Source organism: Citrobacter sp. Ce119 (assembly GCF_030334525.1).
GTDB lineage: Bacteria > Pseudomonadota > Gammaproteobacteria > Enterobacterales > Enterobacteriaceae > Citrobacter > Citrobacter europaeus.
Genome location: NZ_JAOWDR010000047.1, coordinates 126,442 through 144,639 on the forward strand (window position 1 = coordinate 126,442; position 18,198 = coordinate 144,639).

The following is an 18,198-nucleotide window of genomic DNA, read 5'->3' on the forward strand; positions in this document are numbered from 1 at the left end:
CGGAGGGGGACCTCCGCCGGAAGATCAGAGCTTGATAAACTTATCCAGCGTACGAATAAGTTGGGTGACAAAACCGTATTCGTTATCATACCAGGCGACGGTTTTCACCAGTTGCAGATCGCCCACTTCGGTAATTTCGGTTTGCGTTGCATCAAATACCGAACCGAAATGCGAGCCAATGACATCGGACGAGACAATCTCTTCGTCGGTATAACCAAATGATTCATTATTTTGCGTGGCTTTTTTCAGCGCGTTGTTAACCTCTTCAGCGGTGACTTTTTTACCCAACACGGATACCAGCTCGGTGACGGATCCGGTTTTCACCGGCACACGCTGGGCGTGTCCTTTTAATTTTCCGCTCAATGCCGGAATGACCAGACCAATGGCTTTGGCGGCTCCGGTGGTATGGGGAATGATGTTCTCCGCCGCCGCGCGTGAGGCGCGTAGATCTTTCCCGCGTGGGCCATCAACCAGCGACTGCGTCCCCGTGTAGGCGTGAATGGTGGTCATGGTGCCAAGTTGAATACCGAAGCTGTCGTGCAGCGCTTTCGCCATCGGCGCCAGGCAGTTGGTGGTGCACGATGCGACAGAGATAATCCGATCGTTCGCCTCCATAGTGTCGTCGTTGACGTTAAAGACGATGGTTTTCATATCGCCAGCCGGGGCGGATATCAGGACTTTTTTGGCCCCTGCATCAATATGCGCCTGTGATTTCTCGGTTGAGGTATAAAAACCGGTGCATTCGATGATTATCTCAGCGCCCGTGGTTTTCCACGGAATGTTTTTGGCCTCTTTTTCCGCGTAAACGGCGATCTTTTTGCCATCGACAATCAGCGCGTCTTCGGTAAAGCCGACGCTCCAGGGAAACGGCCCGTAGTTTGAATCGTGTTTTAACAGATAGGCGAGAATTTTGGGCGAGGTAAGGTCATTAATGGCGACAACCTCCACGCTGCTTTTGACTTCCAGTAACCGACGCAATACCAGACGACCGATACGACCAAAACCGTTAATGCCAATTTTACTCATGGTTTTCTCCTGTCAGGATGGGGCGGTACGACATATTTTCCCTACCAGGCTTAGTTCAGACAGGCATTCAGGGCAATAGCTGTTTTTGCGGTTAAGCGTAAGCGACTGAAAATGGGTGAACAAAAGTTAATGAATTTTTAACAAAAGCCCGTTATGTTGACGCATTATTGTTTTTATTCAGGAAGTGTTATGGGGAATAAGTATTCTGGCCTGCAAATTGGTATTCACTGGCTGGTCTTTTTGTTGGTTATCGTGGCGTACAGCGCCATGGAGTTTCGCGGATTTTTCCCGCGCAGCTATCGCCCCTTGTTCAACATGGTGCACGTCTCCTGCGGTATCACTATTTTAACGCTGATGGTGGCGCGTCTGCTGGTCAGACTGAAATACCCGGCTCCGCCGATTGTGCCAAAACCGAAGCCGATGATGACCGGAATGGCGCATCTGGGGCATCTGGTTATCTATCTGTTGTTTATTGTTCTGCCGATTATTGGGCTGGTGATGATGTACAACCGGGGTAACCCGTGGATTGCATTCGGCATCGTTATGCCGCATGCGGCAGAGGCCAACTTTGATTTAGTGGACATGCTGAAGTCCTGGCACGTGACGCTGGCAAATTTGGGTTATTTTGTTATTGCCCTGCATGCCGCCGCGGCCCTGATGCACCACTATTTCTGGAAGGACAATACGCTGTTGCGCATGATGCCGCGCAAACGCTCCTGAGGTCACGCCCCGCAAGCGCGCAATGTCGTTCAGGTTGAACATGTGATTCTTGATCAGGGTTCCGTTCACCTCAGCCGTATCACTTTTCTAAAGCACAGATACCCGTGAACGTGCAAGGGAGGCTCACCGCCGCCTCCCTTGCATCCCAGGCTCCCGGCGGGAAAATCGTCGCTGCGCGAGTTATTCGTCTTATGCCGTCTGCCTGTCGGGTCGGGGCCGAGCCTGCGTCCCTGTAGGCCGTCCCCTCTGCCCGCATCCCTGCGGGCAGACCCGGTCAGCCGTCAACGACTCATCGATTTTCAGCCGGACCGGAGTCATTGCTTCAACGCTCTGACTTCCAGTTAAATCTGTTTTGCTGTTCAGACCAAAAACGCAGATGGTGAGGTGTGGGCTGGCCCGGCTGAAAATTGCCGACGTGTTTCCGTAAGGCCGGGAGAACCCGCAGGGATGCGGGTTCAGGGCGCGCTTTGCAAGGACGCTTCATCGCGCCCGGCCCGGAAGCCTGAAGGAATAAGCGGAGGACAAAATTGCCGGGAGCAATTTTGAACAGCGCTTACGCTGGCCCCGAAGGGGTGAGCCCCAGGGATGGGGCGAATATTCCACGAAGTGGCAATTTTCCCGCCGGGAGCCGGGATTGTTAAGGGTGCGGCGATAGCACCCTTAACACGTTCACTGGCGTTCAGTGTACAGAGAAGCGATACGGCTGAGGTGAACGGAACCCTTTCCCTGAAATAGCATGTTTATTACCTACGCCAATACCGTCCTTATCGTTCCGGCTAAATGAACGTCTTCCTTTGCCGAATAAAATAGAAATTATTTTTCCAGATGCGATAAAAGCTTACCGACGAGATGGCTAAACAACGCTCAGTTCGCCACTCACGTCACTTGATTGCTGCGCTTATTAAAACTACTGTATATAAATACAGTGAATAAGAGGCAGATTATTATGTTGTTTTTCCAGCCTGCGCAACACCGCGAAATCAAATGCTTACCGCTATTCAGAGACGTTGTACCCTGTGGCTTTCCTTCTCCGGCGCAGGACTACGTTGAGAAACGAATCGATCTCAATGACCTGCTGGTGCGCCATCCCAGCGCAACCTATTTTGTAAAATCATCTGGCGAATCCATGACAGGAGCAGGGATTGGTGAGGGCGATCTGCTGATTGTCGACAGTGCCAGAAAGCCCACTCACGGAGATATCGTTATTGCCGCTATTGAGGGCGAGTTCACCGTTAAACGCCTGCAATTACATCCGGTGGTGATGCTGAAACCAGAGAACAGCGCCTACGCGCCGATCATGATCGGCAGCGAGGACTCGCTGGATATATTTGGCGTGGTGACATTTATTGTTAAAGCGGCTGGGTGATTATGTTTGCTCTGGTGGATGTTAATTCATTTTATGCCAGCTGTGAGTCGGCATTCCGACCCGATCTGAAGGGCAAACCCGTTGTCGTTCTTTCAAATAACGATGGTTGCGTCATTGCCAGCAGCGCGGAAGCGAAGGTTCTTGGCGTTAATATGGGCGCTCCGTACTTCAAACAGAAAGATCTGTTCAGGCGCTACGGCGTGTTCTGCTTTAGCTCGAACTACGAGCTGTATGCGGATATGAGCAGCAGGGTGATGTCGATTCTGGAGGAGTTGTCTCCACGCGTGGAGATATACAGTATTGATGAAGCCTTTTGTGACTTAACGGGCGTGCGAAACTGCCGGGATCTTACGGATTTTGGTCGGGAAATCAGAGCAACCATTTTACAGAAAACACGTCTCACGGTTGGGGTTGGCATCGCCCAGACCAAAACGCTGGCCAAACTGGCAAACCATGCTGCCAAAAAGTGGCAGGAACAAACCGGCGGAGTCGTGGATCTCTCCAATATTGAACGTCAGCGTAAGCTGATGGCTGCACTCCCGGTTGATGAAGTCTGGGGTGTTGGACGCCGTATCAGTAAGAAACTGGACGCCATGGGCATTAAAACGGTCCTCGATCTGGCGGATACCGACATTCGCTTTATTCGCAAACATTTCAACGTCGTGCTCGAGCGCACCGTACGGGAATTACGCGGTGAGTCTTGTCTGGCGCTGGAAGAGTTTGCGCCGGTTAAACAGGAAATTATCTGCTCAAGATCGTTCGGTGAAAAACTTACCGAGTACAACGCCATGAGAGAGGCAATTTGCACTTATGCTTCACGAGCGGCGGAAAAGCTGCGCAGAGAACACCAGTATTGCCGGTTTATCTCTGCGTTTATCAAAACCAGTCCGTTTGTTTTGAATGAACCTTATTACGGTAACAGCGCGTCGATAAAACTGCTGACGCCAACTCAGGACAGTCGGGAAATTATTGCTGCAGCCACGCGCAGCCTGGACGCAATATGGCGAGAGGGGCGGCGTTATCAAAAAGCCGGGGTCATGCTGGGAGACTTTTTTAGCTCTGGCGTTGCGCAGCTTAATCTTTTTGATGACAACGCGCCGCGGCGTAACAGCGATAAACTGATGGACGTACTGGATACGCTTAATGCTGAAAAAGGTAAAGGAACGCTCTATTTTGCCGGGCAAGGTATACAGCAACCGTGGGCGATGAAGCGGGATATGCTTTCGCCGCGTTATACCACGAGATACAGTGATTTATTGCGCGTGGGGTAGGGTTTGTTATCAGCTCCATACTCAGGTCACGCAGCGCCGTAGCATATCATTGGGCAATTAAGAGAATAAGACCGCTAAATAATAGCGGTCTTATTGATTTTATTTAGGCCCTAATTCCTGCGTTTCTTTTTCATTAAGTTCAACCTCTCGATACCAGCGAGGATGGTGTTTCTTCGCCCAACGTCGACTCACTTTCCCTTCGATCATGCCTTTAATTGAACCTTTCACCCAGAACGCCATGTACATATGAATCAGTATGGCGTGGATTAGCACAATTGCTGCTGTCGCATGGATTAACAAACTCCAGCGAACTATGGTAATTGAGAAGTAATGGGCAAAGTAGGGCCGCCAGATAATAACGCCGGTAACCAGCAATACCAGAATCAGGCTCATGATACTCCAGAACATCATTTTCTGACCTGCGTTATACTTTCCAACATCAGCAACTTTGTGCTCATTGCCTTTAAGTACCTCAACGATCCCTTTAATCCAGGGGAGATCCTGTTTATCGGGAATATTGTGATGTACGAAACGGACGAACATAAACATCAGCACGACGAAAATCATCACCCCGAAAAACGGATGTAAAATTCGCCCCATTTGCGGCGTACCGAAGGTTTCGGTGAGCCATTGCAGCGTCGGGAAGAACAGCGCAATACCGGAAAGCGACACAAGGAAGAAGCTTATCACCACCGTCCAGTGACAGGCCCGGTCGATGAATTTGGTGCGCAGAATCATTTTGCGTTTACTCATGACCGTTCTCCTCTTCATCATCATCCGTCTCTTTGTTTGGCCCGACGCCCACGTAGTGGTAAATCAACCCGGCAAAGGTGGCGATAAATCCAGCGGCGGAGAGCGGTTTTAGGATCCCCTTCCACAGATTCACCGGCGCGGCGATCGTTGGATCGTCCGGTAGGTTGTGGTACAGCGACGGCTGGTCCGCGTGATGAAGCACATACATCACGTGAGTGCCGCCGACCCCTTGCGGGTTGTAGACGCCCGCATTGGCATAGCCGCGTTTTTTCAGCTGCATAACGCGAGTATCCGCCGCGTTCAGCATCTCTTTTTTAGTCCCAAACTGGATGGCGCCGGTCGGACAGGTTTTCACACAGGCAGGTTCCTGACCTACGCTGACCCGGTCGACGCACAGCGTACATTTGTAGACCCGGTTATCTTCAGGATTAAGCCGTGGAATATTGAACGGGCAGCCAGCAATGCAGTAGCCGCAGCCAATGCAGTGCTCTGACTGAAAGTCGACAATCCCGTTGGCGTACTGAATGATTGCTCCGGCGGATGGACAGGCTTTCAGGCATCCCGGGTCGGCACAGTGCATGCAGCCGTCTTTGCGGATAAGCCATTCCAGCTTGTCGTTCTGGGTGGTTTCGCTAAAGCGCATTACCGTCCAGGACTTAGCACTGAGATCGGTCGGATTGTCGTAGACGCCGTTGCAGTAGCCTACTTCATCGCGAATATCGTTCCACTCTGAGCAGGCCACCTGACAGCCTTTACAGCCAATACAGGTGGTGACATCAATCAGTTTCGCCACTTCAGCACGGTAATCCCGCGCCTGGGGCGGTGGCGTGATACTGTTCGTCGCCGAGCGTTTAATAATATCTTGTGATTGCATTGTCATGAGTTCCCTTCCTTACGCTCGCTCGATGTTGACCAGAAACGCTTTATATTCCGGTGTTTGCGAGTTGGCATCACCCACCGATGGCGTTAAGGTATTAGCGAGGAACCCTTTGCGCGTAGCACCTTCAAAGCCCCAGTGACAAGGGATACCGATAGTATCGACCTGCTTACCATCTATCATCAGCGTTTGTAGACGTTTAGTGACTACCGCCTTTGCTTTGATAAAGCCGCGTTTCGACGTCACTTTCACTGTATCACCTGCCGCAATGCCTTTTTCGCTCGCTAGCGCCTCACCGATTTCGATGAATTGATCGGGTTGAGCGATGGCGTTGAGCAGTGCATGTTTGGTCCAGTGGCGGAACAGTTCGGTAATAGAGTAAGTTGTGGCGACGTACGGGAAGGCATCCGCTTTACCCATATTGGCGATATCGTCATGGTAAATACGTGCAACCGGGCTGGATACAACATCCGGGTGTAGCGGGTTGGTACCAATAGGCGACTCAATGGGTTCGTAATGTTCCGGGAATGGCCCGTCGTTCATTTTGTCGATGGAGAACAGACGCGCTACGCCTTCCGGGTTCATGATAAACGGACCAACGTTGCTGCCCGGTGCGGCCTGGCCGTAGTCGGCTACGTCCATACCGGCCCATTTTTTGCCATCCCAGCGCAGCAGGGCGCGTTTTGGATCCCATGGTTTTCCTGATGGATCGGCCGAAGCGCGGTTGTAGAGAATACGGCGGTTGGCAGGCCAGGACCACGCCCAGCCCGGTGTGCAGCCCAGACCATACGGATCGCTGTTGTCGCGATTGGCCATCTGGTTACCCTGCTCTGTCCAGCTTCCGCAGTAAACCCAGCAGAAACTGCTGGTCGAACCGTCATCGCGCAGCTGTGCAAAACTGCTGAGCTGCTGGCCTTTTTTGGCAATAAGCTGGCCTTTGTCATCATAAAGGTCTTCAAGTGCCTGGCCATTTGCTTCACGCGCAATCTCTTCCGGGTGCGGGTCGTAGGGATCTTTATAATTCCAGGCAATATTCAACAAGGGCTGTGGATTCGCGCCGCCTTCTTGCTGATATAGCTCGCGCAGCCGCATAAACAGGCGGCCAAGGATCTTCCCGTCATGTAAGGCTTCCCCTGGTGGTTCTGCTGCCGCCCAGTGCCACTGTAACCAACGCCCGGAGTTAGCAATTGAGCCGTTTTCCTCAGCAAAGCAGGAAGAGGGCAGACGGAAAACTTCGGTCTGAATATCTGCCGGTTTCACATCATTCATTTCGCCATGATTCTGCCAAAAATTGGAAGACTCAGTGACCAGGGGATCGATAACCACCATATATTTCAGTTTTGAAAGCGAGCGGGATGATTTGTTTTTATCGGGAAACGCCGCCAGCGGATTAAATCCCTGAACGATGTAACCATTAATTTTCCCTTCAAGCATCAATTCGGCCTGAGTCATTACGTCATACAGGCGATCCCATTTAGGCAGCCAGTCGTAACCCCAGTTATTTTTCGCGGTTGCGCGATCGCCCCAGAAACTTTTCATCATGCTAACAAAGAACTTCGGCGTATTTTGCCAGTAGTTGACCTCATTCACGCCTAGCGCAGGCGGCGTGATTTGAGAAATATAGGTCTGGTAGTCTGGCTGTTTTTCCGATGGTAGCGGCATATAACCCGGCAGGTTCGTCGATAACAGGCCAAGATCGGTATAGCCCTGAATATTGGAGTGGCCACGTAGGGCGTTAACGCCACCGCCCGCCATGCCTATGTTGCCCAGCAGTAATTGGAGCATACCGGCGGCGCGAATAATTTGCGCTCCGGCGGAGTGGTGAGTCCAACCCAAAGCGTAAAGGATAGTTGCAGTGCGGTCAGGCACACTGGTGCTGGCGAGAATTTCGCAGATACGATTGAAGTCTGCCAATGAGGTCCCACACAAGCGGTTAACCATTTCGGGCGTATAGCGTTCGACATGGGCTTTCAACAGATTCAACACGCAAAGTGGGTGGTTTAGCGAGTCATCACGCAGGGCGTAACCCTGCTCATCAAGCTGATAAAACCAGCTCGACTTATCATATTGACGTTTCTTATCGTCATAGCCGCTAAACAAGCCGTCATGGAACTGATAGTCATCACGGATAATCAGACTGGCGTTAGTGTAATGACGAACATAGTCGTGCTGTACTCGGTCGTTTTTCAGCAGATAGCGGATCACGCCTAGCAGGAATGCGGTGTCGGAACCAGCGCGAATTGGTGCGTACAAATCAGCGACTGCGGCGCTACGGTTAAAGCGCGGGTCGACCACCACCACGGTGGCGTCGTTTTTAGTTTGCGCTTCGACCACCCATTTAAAACCTACCGGGTGCGCCTCAGCGGCATTGCCACCCATAATAAGCACTACGTTGGCGTTTTTGATATCGACCCAGTTGTTGGTCATTGCGCCACGCCCAAAAGTTGGTGCAAGAGCAGCAACGGTGGGGCCATGACATAATCGTGCCTGACAGTCGATAGCGACCATCCCTAATCCCCGAGTAAATTTACCGTCGAGGATCCCGGTTTCATTGCTTGCCGCTGAAGAACATAGCATGCCTGTAGTGGGCCAGCGGTTGACGGTAACGCCCTGGGCGTTTTTCTCAATAAAGTTGGCATCGCGGTCATCTTTCATGAGTCGGGCAATACGGTTAATCGCATCGTCCCAACTAATACGTTGCCATTTATCCGAACCCGGTGCGCGATATTCGGGATACTGCAGACGCGTTTCACTATGAATATAATCCAGCACACCAGCGCCTTTCGGGCACAACGATCCACGGCTCACCGGATGATCCGGATCGCCCTCAATATGGTAGATACTTTCTTTGACGTTTTTGGCTGTATCGCCAAGGCTGTACATCAGCATGCCGCAGCCTACTGAGCAGTACGTACAGTTATTACGCGTCTCTTTTGCTTTTAAGAGTTTATATTGACGGGTTTCCGCGTGAACGGAAAAAGATGATAAGAATCCGAGAGATGCAACAGTTGTTCCTGCCATACCGCCCGCACAGATTCGAAAGAACTGCCTCCGGCTGAGCTCCATTTTTTCTCCTGCTTAAACTTAAGACATGAAAAAGGATGGTTATTGTAAGGTTAAATTGTTTTATAAACCATTAACTTTTAGTGGTTATTGACGTGAGAGAGTATTAGTGCTGTTAGCCTGGAATATAGATTAGTAAAAAATTGATCATGTCAGGTTGGTTGCCGATACGTTCGATGAATGGTGTATTCAGGACCTGACAATATCAAATGCCTTCGAATCCACTTATGACAAAACTGGAGAGTGGAAGAGGGTTACTAAACGTTTAAACTAACTCATTGATATTTAATAAATCATATATTTTACAGCTAAATAACAAATCTGATAGTATACCCCCCTATAGTATTAGGAGGGCGTATGCCGCATTCACCTGAAGATAAAAAGCGCATTCTCACCCGTGTACGCCGTATTCGCGGTCAGGTTGATGCGCTTGAGCGCGCGCTGGAGTCCGGCGAACCGTGCCTGGCTATCCTGCAGCAAATTGCCGCCGTGCGCGGCGCATCCAATGGCCTGATGGGCGAAATGGTTGAGATCCACCTGAAAGACGAACTGGTCAGCGGGGAAACGACGCCAGACCAGCGTGCCGTGCGTATGGCTGAAATCGGCCATCTTCTGCGTGCTTATCTAAAATAACACCATCACCTCGCAATAATGGGAAGAGACAAATGAAATCACGTGCAGCAGTTGCATTCGGCCCCGGCCAACCGTTAAAAATTGTCGAAATCGACGTCGCACCACCAAAGAAAGGTGAAGTGCTGGTTAAAATTACCCACACCGGCGTGTGTCATACTGACGCTTTCACGCTCTCCGGCGACGATCCGGAAGGTGTGTTCCCGGCGGTACTTGGCCACGAAGGTGGCGGTATTGTGGTTGAAGTGGGAGAAGGCGTCACCAGCCTGAAACCGGGCGATCATGTGATCCCGCTGTACACCGCTGAATGTGGCGAGTGTAAGTTCTGTAAATCGGGTAAAACTAACCTGTGTCAGGCCGTACGCGCGACCCAGGGCAAAGGTTTGATGCCGGATGGCACAACGCGCTTCTCGTACAACGGTGAGCCGATTTATCACTATATGGGCACCAGTACCTTCAGCGAATACACCGTTTGCGCGGAGATCTCTCTGGCGAAGGTTAACCCGCAGGCTCCGCTGGACAAAGTGTGTCTGCTGGGTTGTGGTGTGACCACCGGTATTGGAGCGGTCCATAACACCGCAAAAGTGAAAGAAGGCGATACCGTAGCCGTATTCGGTCTGGGCGGTATTGGTCTGGCGGTCATTCAGGGCGCGGTGCAGGCGAAAGCCGGGCGTATTCTGGCCGTTGATACCAATCCGGAAAAATTTAAGCTGGCAGGTGAAATGGGCGCGACCGATTTCATCAACCCGAAGGATTACGACAAACCGATTCAGGATGTGATTGTCGAGCTTACCGACGGCGGCGTGGACTTTAGCTTTGAATGCATCGGTAACGTTAACGTGATGCGCGCGGCGCTGGAATGCTGCCATAAAGGATGGGGCGAAAGCATCATCATTGGCGTGGCGGGAGCAGGGCAAGAGATCAAAACGCGTCCGTTCCAGTTGGTAACCGGGCGCGTCTGGCGCGGTTCTGCGTTTGGCGGCGTGAAAGGCCGTACCCAGCTCCCAGGCATGGTTGAAGAAGCTATGAGCGGGAAAATTCAGTTGGATCCCTTTATTACCCACCGTTTACCGCTGGAGCAGATTAACGAAGCGTTTGATTTAATGCATCAGGGTAAGTCCATCCGTACCGTTATCCACTTTGGCGATAACTGATTCATTGGCCAGCGGATTTCACCGCTGGCACTTTCCTGAATTTTTTAGAATTATGTTGTGAAAGTGTGACGAATCCGGCGCTTTTCACGGTAAGTAAACTTCCCGGATTGCCGATGACTATCTAACGGGCGTGTTTTCACGCATAAACCCTACAAGAGAGTCGACGGTCATGGACAACACTACATCGATGCAAGCCCAGAATAAACTGGGCTTTCTGCATCAAATCCGGCTGGTTCCGCTGTTTTCCTCCATTCTCGGTGGCATCCTTCTGCTGTTCGCCTTAAGTTCCGGACTGGCAAGCTATTTTCTTATGCAGGCCGATCGCGATCAGCGCGACGTGACCGATGAGATTCAGGTCAGGATGGGGTTATCTAACAGCTCTAACCATTTACGCACCGCACGTATCAACATGATCCACGCCGGCGCGGCGAGCCGTATTGCCGAAATGGATGACATGAAGGCCAATATTGCCGAGGCAGAAAAACGGATTAAGCAGTCGCAGGACGGTTTCAATGCTTATATGTCACGCGCGGTAAAAACCTCTGCCGATGAAGCGTTAGATGCTGAACTGAGCGCCAGCTTCAAAGCCTATACCGACGGCTTACAGCCTATGTTGAAGTACGCTAAAAACGGTATGTTTGAAGCGATCATCAACCATGAAAATGAACAGGCCAGACCGCTGGACTCTGCTTACAACAAGGTGTTGTTAAAAGCGATCGACATTCGTACCGCAAGGGCGAACCAGTTAAGCGAACAGGCGCACCAACGTACACAGCTCGGCATGGCTTTTATGCTGGGTGCATTCGTTCTTGCGCTGGCGCTGACCGTAATGACGTTCATTGTTCTGCGTCGTACCGTCATTCATCCTCTGCTGCGCGCAGCCCTGCGTATTGAGCAAATTTCCGCAGGGGATTTGACCATGCAGGAGGAACCGACCGGGCACAGCGAAATTGGTCGCCTGAGCCGCCATCTGCAGACAATGCAACGATCGCTTGGGAAAACGGTGGGCACTGTACGTCAGGGGGCGGAAGAAATTTATCGCGGTACCAGTGAGATTTCGGCAGGGAACACTGATCTGTCTTCACGTACCGAACAACAGGCCGCGGCGATTGAACAAACGGCGGCCAGCATGGAAGAGCTGACGGCCACGGTGAAGCAAAACGCCGACAACGCGCATCATGCGAGCAAGCTGGCGGAAGATGCTTCCGGCAAGGCCAGCCGGGGTGGTCAGATGGTCTCTGGTGTGGTGAAAACCATGGGCAATATCTCAACGAGTTCGAAGAAAATCTCCGAAATCACCGCCGTGATTAACAGCATTGCTTTCCAGACCAATATTCTGGCGCTGAACGCAGCGGTCGAAGCGGCGCGAGCAGGAGAGCAGGGGCGCGGGTTTGCCGTCGTTGCCAGTGAAGTACGTACGCTGGCAAGCCGCAGCGCTCAGGCGGCAAAAGAGATTGAAGGATTGATCAGCGAATCGGTCCGACTGATTGACCAGGGCTCCGGAGAAGTCGTCGCGGCGGGCAATACGATGACGGATATTGTCGATGCAGTAAAACGCGTCACCGACATCATGCTGGAAATTGCGGCAGCCTCTGATGAGCAGAGCCGGGGTATCGTACAGGTGAGCCAGGCGATATCAGAAATGGATAAGGTTACGCAGCAAAATGCCTCGCTGGTTGAAGAAGCATCGGCTGCGGCAGCCTCTCTTGAAGAGCAGGCGGCACGCTTAACACAAGCCGTTGGCACATTCCGGTTAACCGGGACAAGCGCAATTAAACGCGCTCCGGTGACCACTACTGCGGATCATTCTCGTCCGCAGGCGGCAACGGCCAGCGGCGATAACTGGGAAACGTTTTAACAATAAATAAAGGGACCATCTGGTCCCTTTATTTTTGGCATCAAAACGGTACGGTTTTACGTATTGCGGCGATAAGGATCTGCGCGGCCTGAGAGAGTTGCACATCGACCCGGGTAAGAATCCCGATGGGTTCACCCGCACCGTGGGTGGGAATCGGTAATGACACCAGCGTCGCCTGGCGTAAATCTTCTCTAACCGCGCCTGAAGGGACAAACCATACATAGTCGTAATCAACTGTCAGTTGGCGGGAGAGCGATGCTGACAGCGTTTCAATACAGCCAGGCGGCATTTTACAGCCCTGACTTTGCAACAATGCCTCTGCGTGCTGGCGAGGCGCGGTTCCTTTTGGTGAAACCACCACCGGCCACTCCATGACCCGGCTCAGCGTAATGGTTTCTTGCAACAACGGGTGGTTAGGGCGCACAACCAGTTTGAGCGATTCCAGAAACAATAATTCGTAGTTCAGACCGACCATCAATTCCGGATCGGCCATACGGCCAATGCCGAGGTCAATTTCCCCTGACTTTAAACCCGCCAGGATCATGGGATTACTCATGGTGGCAACCTGCAGCGTGGTTTCCATTTGCTGCTTATGAAACGGGCCAATGACCGCCGGCAGGATGCCCAGAGCCGCGGTGGGTAAGGCGCCAACTCGTACGACATCAGTCTGCGACTCTTCACGCTGGTTTAACGCTTGCCCGGCGGTGTTAAGCGCATCCAGCACTCTTACTGCGTGGGTAAGAAACTGCTCTCCGGGCAGCGTTAACTGTGCACCGAGGCGGCCACGCTCAAAGAGCCGGGTACCGGTCAGTTGCTCCAGTTCATTTAGCGTTTTGGAGAGGGCCGGTTGGCTCAGGTTAAGGGTCTCAGCCGCGCGCCCCAACGTTCCCTGCTGTGCAACGGCGACAAAAGTATGAAGGTGGCGCAAGCGAATGCGCTGATTGAACAGAACATTTTTTTCCATAAGCGATGTTAAAAACAGAGCCGTATCGGTGACAAGTGAAGTTGTTCGTTTTTGATAACCTGATAGCAAAATATTATTAACATTTATCATGTTTTACTTACAACTAATTTGTTTTGCTTATGTTTTGTACAGCGTTGCTGGGGGATGGGATCATGGAAGGGAATGGGCCAGGTCGATATACTGTAGGTATTGTTTGCTTATGAACCATTCTCTTCACAAGGCACTGATTAATGATACATGTAATAGGGCACCTTAACCCCGACAGCGATGCCATTTGTACTGCTGCCATGACGGCGCGTTGGCTTACTTTACGTGGCCAACAGGCGACGGCATGGCGTCTGGGCGAACCGAACCGCGAAACGCAATTTATTTTTGAGCATGCGGGGCTGGAAATGCCTGAACGGCTGACGTTCGAACTGACCGATAGTGATGTCTGGCTGGTCGATTTTACCGAGCCGGCCCAGGGGCCGGAATCGCTGGCAGAAAGTAACGTGGTGGGAATTATCGATCATCACCGACTCGGTGGATTAGTGACTCGCCTGCCGCCAGAAGTGTGGGTGAAGCCCGTCGGCAGCAGCGCGACGCTGTTATGGCAACTGATGACGGAAGATGAGCGTAACCAGCTGTCTGCCGCTGAGGCCGTTTTACTGCTGGGCGCCGCGTTGAGTGACACTGTCACGCTTCGTTCGCCAACGACCACCTCCGACGATCGCCTGGCCGTGGATGAGCTGGCCCAAAAAACCGGTGTGGACCTTGACGCTTTTAGTCGCGACCTGCTGTCTGCCAAAACCAGCGTGGATGGGATGAGCGCCCGCGAACTTCTGCACAAAGACATTAAAACTTTCACCATCCATGGACATTCGGTCTGTGTGGCGCAGCTTGAACTGTATGCGCTGCAACAGGTGGATGCCGTGCTGGCCGATCTTCGTCTGGAAATGGCGCGCTATGCAGAGGAAAAGAATGCTGCGCTGGTGGTACTGATGCTCACCGATATTAATCTGGGCGACACCAGCTTGTGGTTCGCCGGTTCTGAGCTCGCAGACATCCCGCAGCCCTGCAAAGTTGAAGGTATGCTCAGCCGTAAAAAACAGATGCTGCCCTGGCTGGAAAGTCATTTAAAACCACGCCAGTAGGTTTTGTTCGCCGTCTGTATAGGTGGGAAGTTTACGCGGGGTCACACTTTGTAAATTCTTCCCACCGGAGTCAGCGGCGTTCTCTACACTCCAGGTAATATTCACTGGAGACATGACATTATGGCGAACACCATCACGGCAGATGAGATTCGGGAACAATTTTCGCAGGCAATGTCAGCAATGTACCAGCAGGAAGTCCCGCAATATGGCACGTTGCTGGAACTTGTCGCTGATGTGAATCTGGCGGTACTGGAAAATAATCCCACGCTGCATGAAAAACTGGCCAATGCAGATGAGCTGGCCCGACTCAACGTTGAGCGCCACGGCGCTATTCGGGTGGGGACTGCGCAAGAACTTTCTACGCTGCGCCGGATGTTTGCCATTATGGGCATGTATCCGGTGAGTTATTATGATCTCTCCCAGGCCGGCGTGCCTGTACATTCCACCGCTTTTCGTCCCATCGACGATGCGTCGCTTTCGCGCAACCCGTTTCGGGTATTCACCTCGTTATTACGACTCGAATTAATCGAAAACGCCGCGCTGCGGCAGAAGGCCGCGGAGATCCTCGCAAAACGCGACATTTTCACCCGGCGTTGTCATGCACTGCTGGATGAGTTTGATGCGCAGGGCAGTTTTACGCCTGAGCAGGCGCAGGAGTTTGTGCATGAGGCGCTGGAAACTTTTCGCTGGCATCAGCATGCCACGGTCGATGAAGCGACCTATCACGCATTACACAACGAACACCGGCTGATTGCCGATGTGGTGTGTTTCCCCGGTTGTCATATCAACCACCTGACGCCGCGTACGCTGGATATTGACCGGGTGCAGTCAATGATGCCGGAATGCGGCATTGAGCCGAAAATATTGATTGAAGGGCCGCCGCGCCGCGAGGTGCCGATTTTATTACGTCAGACCAGTTTCAAAGCGCTGGAAGAACCGGTGTTGTTTGCCGGAGAAATGCGCGGCACTCACACGGCGCGTTTTGGCGAGATCGAACAGCGCGGCGTGGCCCTGACGCCGAAAGGCAGAGCGTTGTACGACGAGTTGCTGAATAACGCGGGAACGGGAAAAGACAACCTGACACACCAGCTACATCTTCAGGAGGTGTTCAAAGCCTTCCCGGACAGCGAATTCCTGCTGCGCCAGCAGGGACTCGCCTGGTTCCGCTATCGTCTGACGCCATCAGGCGAAGCGCATCGGCAGGCTATTCGCCCGGATGACGACCCGCAGCCGCTCATTGAACGGGGCTGGCTGGTTGCGCAACCCATCACCTACGAAGATTTTTTACCGGTGAGCGCCGCGGGAATTTTCCAGTCTAATCTGGGGAATGAAACTCAGGCTCGCAGCCACGGGAATTCCAGCCGCGACGCGTTTGAACAGGCATTGGGGTGCGCGGTTTATGATGAGTTCGCGCTGTATCAAGAGGCGCAAGATCGAAGTAAACGTCGGTGTGGTTTACTTTAATGGAATTTACATGGGATTCGGTCTGTTCCCATCGACATAAAATATTTTCGATTTTGTACAGATAATCGGCGACCAACAATTGGATTATTAATGAATTTTGTCTAGAGTGAGCGGTCAGAAATGTGCACTCTCTTGCCGCTGATTTTGACCGGCGCGGGACCATTTACACGACCAGAAGGACTCACTTTCAGGCATGAATCGCAGACGATTTATTAAAGGTTCAATGGCAATGGCCGCCGTGTGCGGAACCAGTGGTATTGCATCACTCTTTTCCCGCGCCGCCTTTGCGGCAGAGTCTGACATTGCAGACGGAAAAACCGTACGTTTTGATTTTTCCGTTCTGCAATCGATGGCCCATGACTTAGCACAGAAGCCCTGGGGCGGCGCACCGCGCGCGTTACCGGACACGCTGGCGAAACTGACGCCGCAGGCCTACAACAGCATTCAATATGACGCAGAGCAGTCTCTGTGGAACAACGTTGAAAATCGTCAGCTTGATGCACAGTTCTTCCATGTGGGAATGGGCTTCCGTCGCCGTGTACGCATGTTCTCGGTTGATGGCACTACGCATATGGCGCGTGAAATTCACTTCCGTCCGGAACTGTTTAAATACAACGATGCGGGTGTGGATACCAAACAGCTGGAAGGGCAGACTGACCTCGGATTCGCCGGATTCCGCGTGTTTAAAGCGCCAGAACTGGCTCGCCGCGATGTCGTTTCTTTCCTGGGCGCCAGCTATTTCCGCGCCGTGGATGACACCTACCAATACGGTTTATCGGCCCGCGGTCTGGCGGTAGATACCTACACCGACAGCAAAGAAGAGTTTCCTGATTTCACCTCTTTCTGGTTCGAAACGGTTAAACCGGGCGCAACCTCCTTTACCGTGTATGCGCTTCTCGACAGCCCTAGCGTAACAGGGGCCTTTAAGTTCGTGATCCACTGCGAGAAAACGCAGGTGATCATGGATGTACAAAACCATATTTACGCGCGTAAAGACATCAAGCAGCTCGGCATTGCGCCGATGACCAGCATGTTCAGCTGCGGCAATAATGAACGTCGGATGTGCGACACTATTCACCCGCAAATTCATGACTCCGATCGTCTGGCGATGTGGCGGGGCAACGGCGAGTGGATCTGCCGCCCGCTGAATAACCCGCAAAAACTGCAGTTCAACGCCTATACCGATAACAACCCGAAAGGGTTTGGCTTGCTGCAGCTCGATCGCGACTTCTCCCATTACCAGGACATTATGGGCTGGTATAACAAACGTCCAAGCCTGTGGGTCGAACCGCGTAACCAGTGGGGCAAAGGGACCATCGGCCTGATGGAGATCCCAACGACCGGTGAAACGCTGGATAACGTCGTCTGCTTCTGGCAGCCGGATAAGAAGATCAAAGCCGGCGATGAGCTGGAATTCAAATATCGCCTGTACTGGAGCGCTCAGCCGCCGGTGCGTTCGCCGTTGGCTCGCGTGATGGCGACCCGGACTGGCATGGGCGGTTTCCCGGAAGGATGGGCGCCGGGCGAGCACTACCCGGAGAAATGGGCGCGTCGTTTTGCCGTTGATTTCGTCGGCGGCGACCTGAAAGCGGCTGCGCCGAAGGGTATTGAACCGGTAATTACGCTCTCCAGCGGTGAAGCGAAACAGATTGAGATCCTCTACGTGGAACCTATCGACGGTTATCGCATTCAGTTTGACTGGTATCCGACCTCTGACTCAACCGATCCGGTAGATATGCGTATGTTCCTGCGTTGTCAGGGCGACGCCATCAGCGAAACCTGGCTGTATCAGTACTTCCCGCCAGCGCCGGATAAACGTCAGTACGTTGACGACCGCGAGATGCGTTAATCACTTCCTTTACGGCTCTCCAGATGGGGAGCCGTATCTGCAATCCTCCTCATAACGACTCTGTACACTA

The 18,198-nt window shown here is 52.4% G+C and carries 14 protein-coding genes; 9 read left to right on the forward strand and 5 right to left on the reverse strand.

The annotated features are described in order from the left end of the window. Nucleotides 1-24 precede the first annotated feature (24 nt). A complete protein-coding gene (gap, locus tag OGV80_RS09375) occupies nucleotides 25-1,026 on the reverse strand; it encodes a type I glyceraldehyde-3-phosphate dehydrogenase (RefSeq protein WP_286514647.1) in 1,002 nt (333 codons plus the stop codon). A gap of 189 nt (nucleotides 1,027-1,215) precedes the next feature. On the opposite strand from gap, the gene cybB reads away from it, so the two are divergent. From cybB to OGV80_RS09390, 3 genes are all read left to right on the forward strand, one after another. Further along, nucleotides 1,216-1,746, forward strand: coding sequence for a cytochrome b561 (gene cybB / locus OGV80_RS09380; protein ID WP_003020322.1), 531 nt, complete (start codon nucleotides 1,216-1,218; stop codon nucleotides 1,744-1,746). A 946-nt stretch (nucleotides 1,747-2,692) separates the two neighbouring features. After that, entirely contained in the window at nucleotides 2,693-3,112 is a 420-nt protein-coding gene (locus OGV80_RS09385; RefSeq protein WP_043016231.1) for a translesion error-prone DNA polymerase V autoproteolytic subunit, read from the forward strand. 2 nt (nucleotides 3,113-3,114) lie between these two features. Beyond that, the gene (locus OGV80_RS09390; protein WP_043016232.1) at nucleotides 3,115-4,383 is read left to right on the forward strand and encodes a Y-family DNA polymerase; all 1,269 of its coding nucleotides are present in this window, start codon (nucleotides 3,115-3,117) and stop codon (nucleotides 4,381-4,383) included. Nucleotides 4,384-4,482: 99 nt separating this feature from the next. Here OGV80_RS09390 and fdnI read toward each other — a convergent pair whose 3' ends face one another. From fdnI to fdnG, 3 genes are read right to left on the reverse strand one after another with little or no spacing between them, the layout of a single operon-like run. After that, nucleotides 4,483-5,136, reverse strand: a complete 654-nt coding sequence (fdnI, locus tag OGV80_RS09395) for a formate dehydrogenase-N subunit gamma (protein WP_043016233.1) — start codon at nucleotides 5,134-5,136, stop codon at nucleotides 4,483-4,485. Further along, nucleotides 5,129-6,016, reverse strand: a complete 888-nt coding sequence (gene fdxH / locus OGV80_RS09400) for a formate dehydrogenase subunit beta (RefSeq protein WP_043016234.1) — start codon at nucleotides 6,014-6,016, stop codon at nucleotides 5,129-5,131. Before fdxH ends, fdnI begins: the two co-directional genes overlap by 8 nt. Nucleotides 6,017-6,028: 12 nt before the next feature. Then, on the reverse strand, nucleotides 6,029-9,079 hold the full coding sequence (gene fdnG, locus OGV80_RS09405) for a formate dehydrogenase-N subunit alpha (protein ID WP_286514651.1): 3,051 nt from the start codon (nucleotides 9,077-9,079) through the stop codon (nucleotides 6,029-6,031). A 354-nt stretch (nucleotides 9,080-9,433) separates the two neighbouring features. Here fdnG and OGV80_RS09410 point away from each other — a divergent pair, with 354 nt between their 5' ends. From OGV80_RS09410 to OGV80_RS09420, 3 genes are all read left to right on the forward strand, one after another. Then, entirely contained in the window at nucleotides 9,434-9,709 is a 276-nt protein-coding gene (locus OGV80_RS09410) for a metal/formaldehyde-sensitive transcriptional repressor (protein ID WP_003833178.1), read from the forward strand. Nucleotides 9,710-9,741: 32 nt separating this feature from the next. Further along, nucleotides 9,742-10,860 carry an S-(hydroxymethyl)glutathione dehydrogenase/class III alcohol dehydrogenase gene (locus OGV80_RS09415; protein ID WP_008784862.1) on the forward strand — a complete coding sequence of 373 codons (1,119 nt, stop codon included), beginning with the start codon at nucleotides 9,742-9,744 and terminating at the stop codon, nucleotides 10,858-10,860. 169 nt (nucleotides 10,861-11,029) lie between these two features. Continuing rightward, nucleotides 11,030-12,718, forward strand: a complete 1,689-nt coding sequence (locus OGV80_RS09420) for a methyl-accepting chemotaxis protein (protein ID WP_047411095.1) — start codon at nucleotides 11,030-11,032, stop codon at nucleotides 12,716-12,718. 40 nt (nucleotides 12,719-12,758) lie between these two features. On the opposite strand, the gene pcaQ is transcribed toward OGV80_RS09420, so the two are convergent. Then, the gene (gene pcaQ / locus OGV80_RS09425) at nucleotides 12,759-13,682 is read right to left on the reverse strand and encodes a pca operon transcription factor PcaQ (protein WP_043017902.1); all 924 of its coding nucleotides are present in this window, start codon (nucleotides 13,680-13,682) and stop codon (nucleotides 12,759-12,761) included. Nucleotides 13,683-13,912: 230 nt separating this feature from the next. Here pcaQ and OGV80_RS09430 point away from each other — a divergent pair, with 230 nt between their 5' ends. The 3 genes from OGV80_RS09430 to OGV80_RS09440 all read left to right on the forward strand — a co-directional run bounded on the left by OGV80_RS09430 (nucleotide 13,913) and on the right by OGV80_RS09440 (nucleotide 18,128). Continuing rightward, the gene (locus OGV80_RS09430; RefSeq protein WP_043016237.1) at nucleotides 13,913-14,815 is read left to right on the forward strand and encodes a manganese-dependent inorganic pyrophosphatase; all 903 of its coding nucleotides are present in this window, start codon (nucleotides 13,913-13,915) and stop codon (nucleotides 14,813-14,815) included. Nucleotides 14,816-14,935: 120 nt separating this feature from the next. After that, nucleotides 14,936-16,279, forward strand: coding sequence for a 2-oxoadipate dioxygenase/decarboxylase HglS (gene hglS / locus OGV80_RS09435; RefSeq protein ID WP_043016238.1), 1,344 nt, complete (start codon nucleotides 14,936-14,938; stop codon nucleotides 16,277-16,279). Between the two features lie 193 nt (nucleotides 16,280-16,472). After that, nucleotides 16,473-18,128, forward strand: coding sequence for a glucan biosynthesis protein D (locus OGV80_RS09440; RefSeq protein WP_286514656.1), 1,656 nt, complete (start codon nucleotides 16,473-16,475; stop codon nucleotides 18,126-18,128). Nucleotides 18,129-18,198 lie beyond the last annotated feature (70 nt).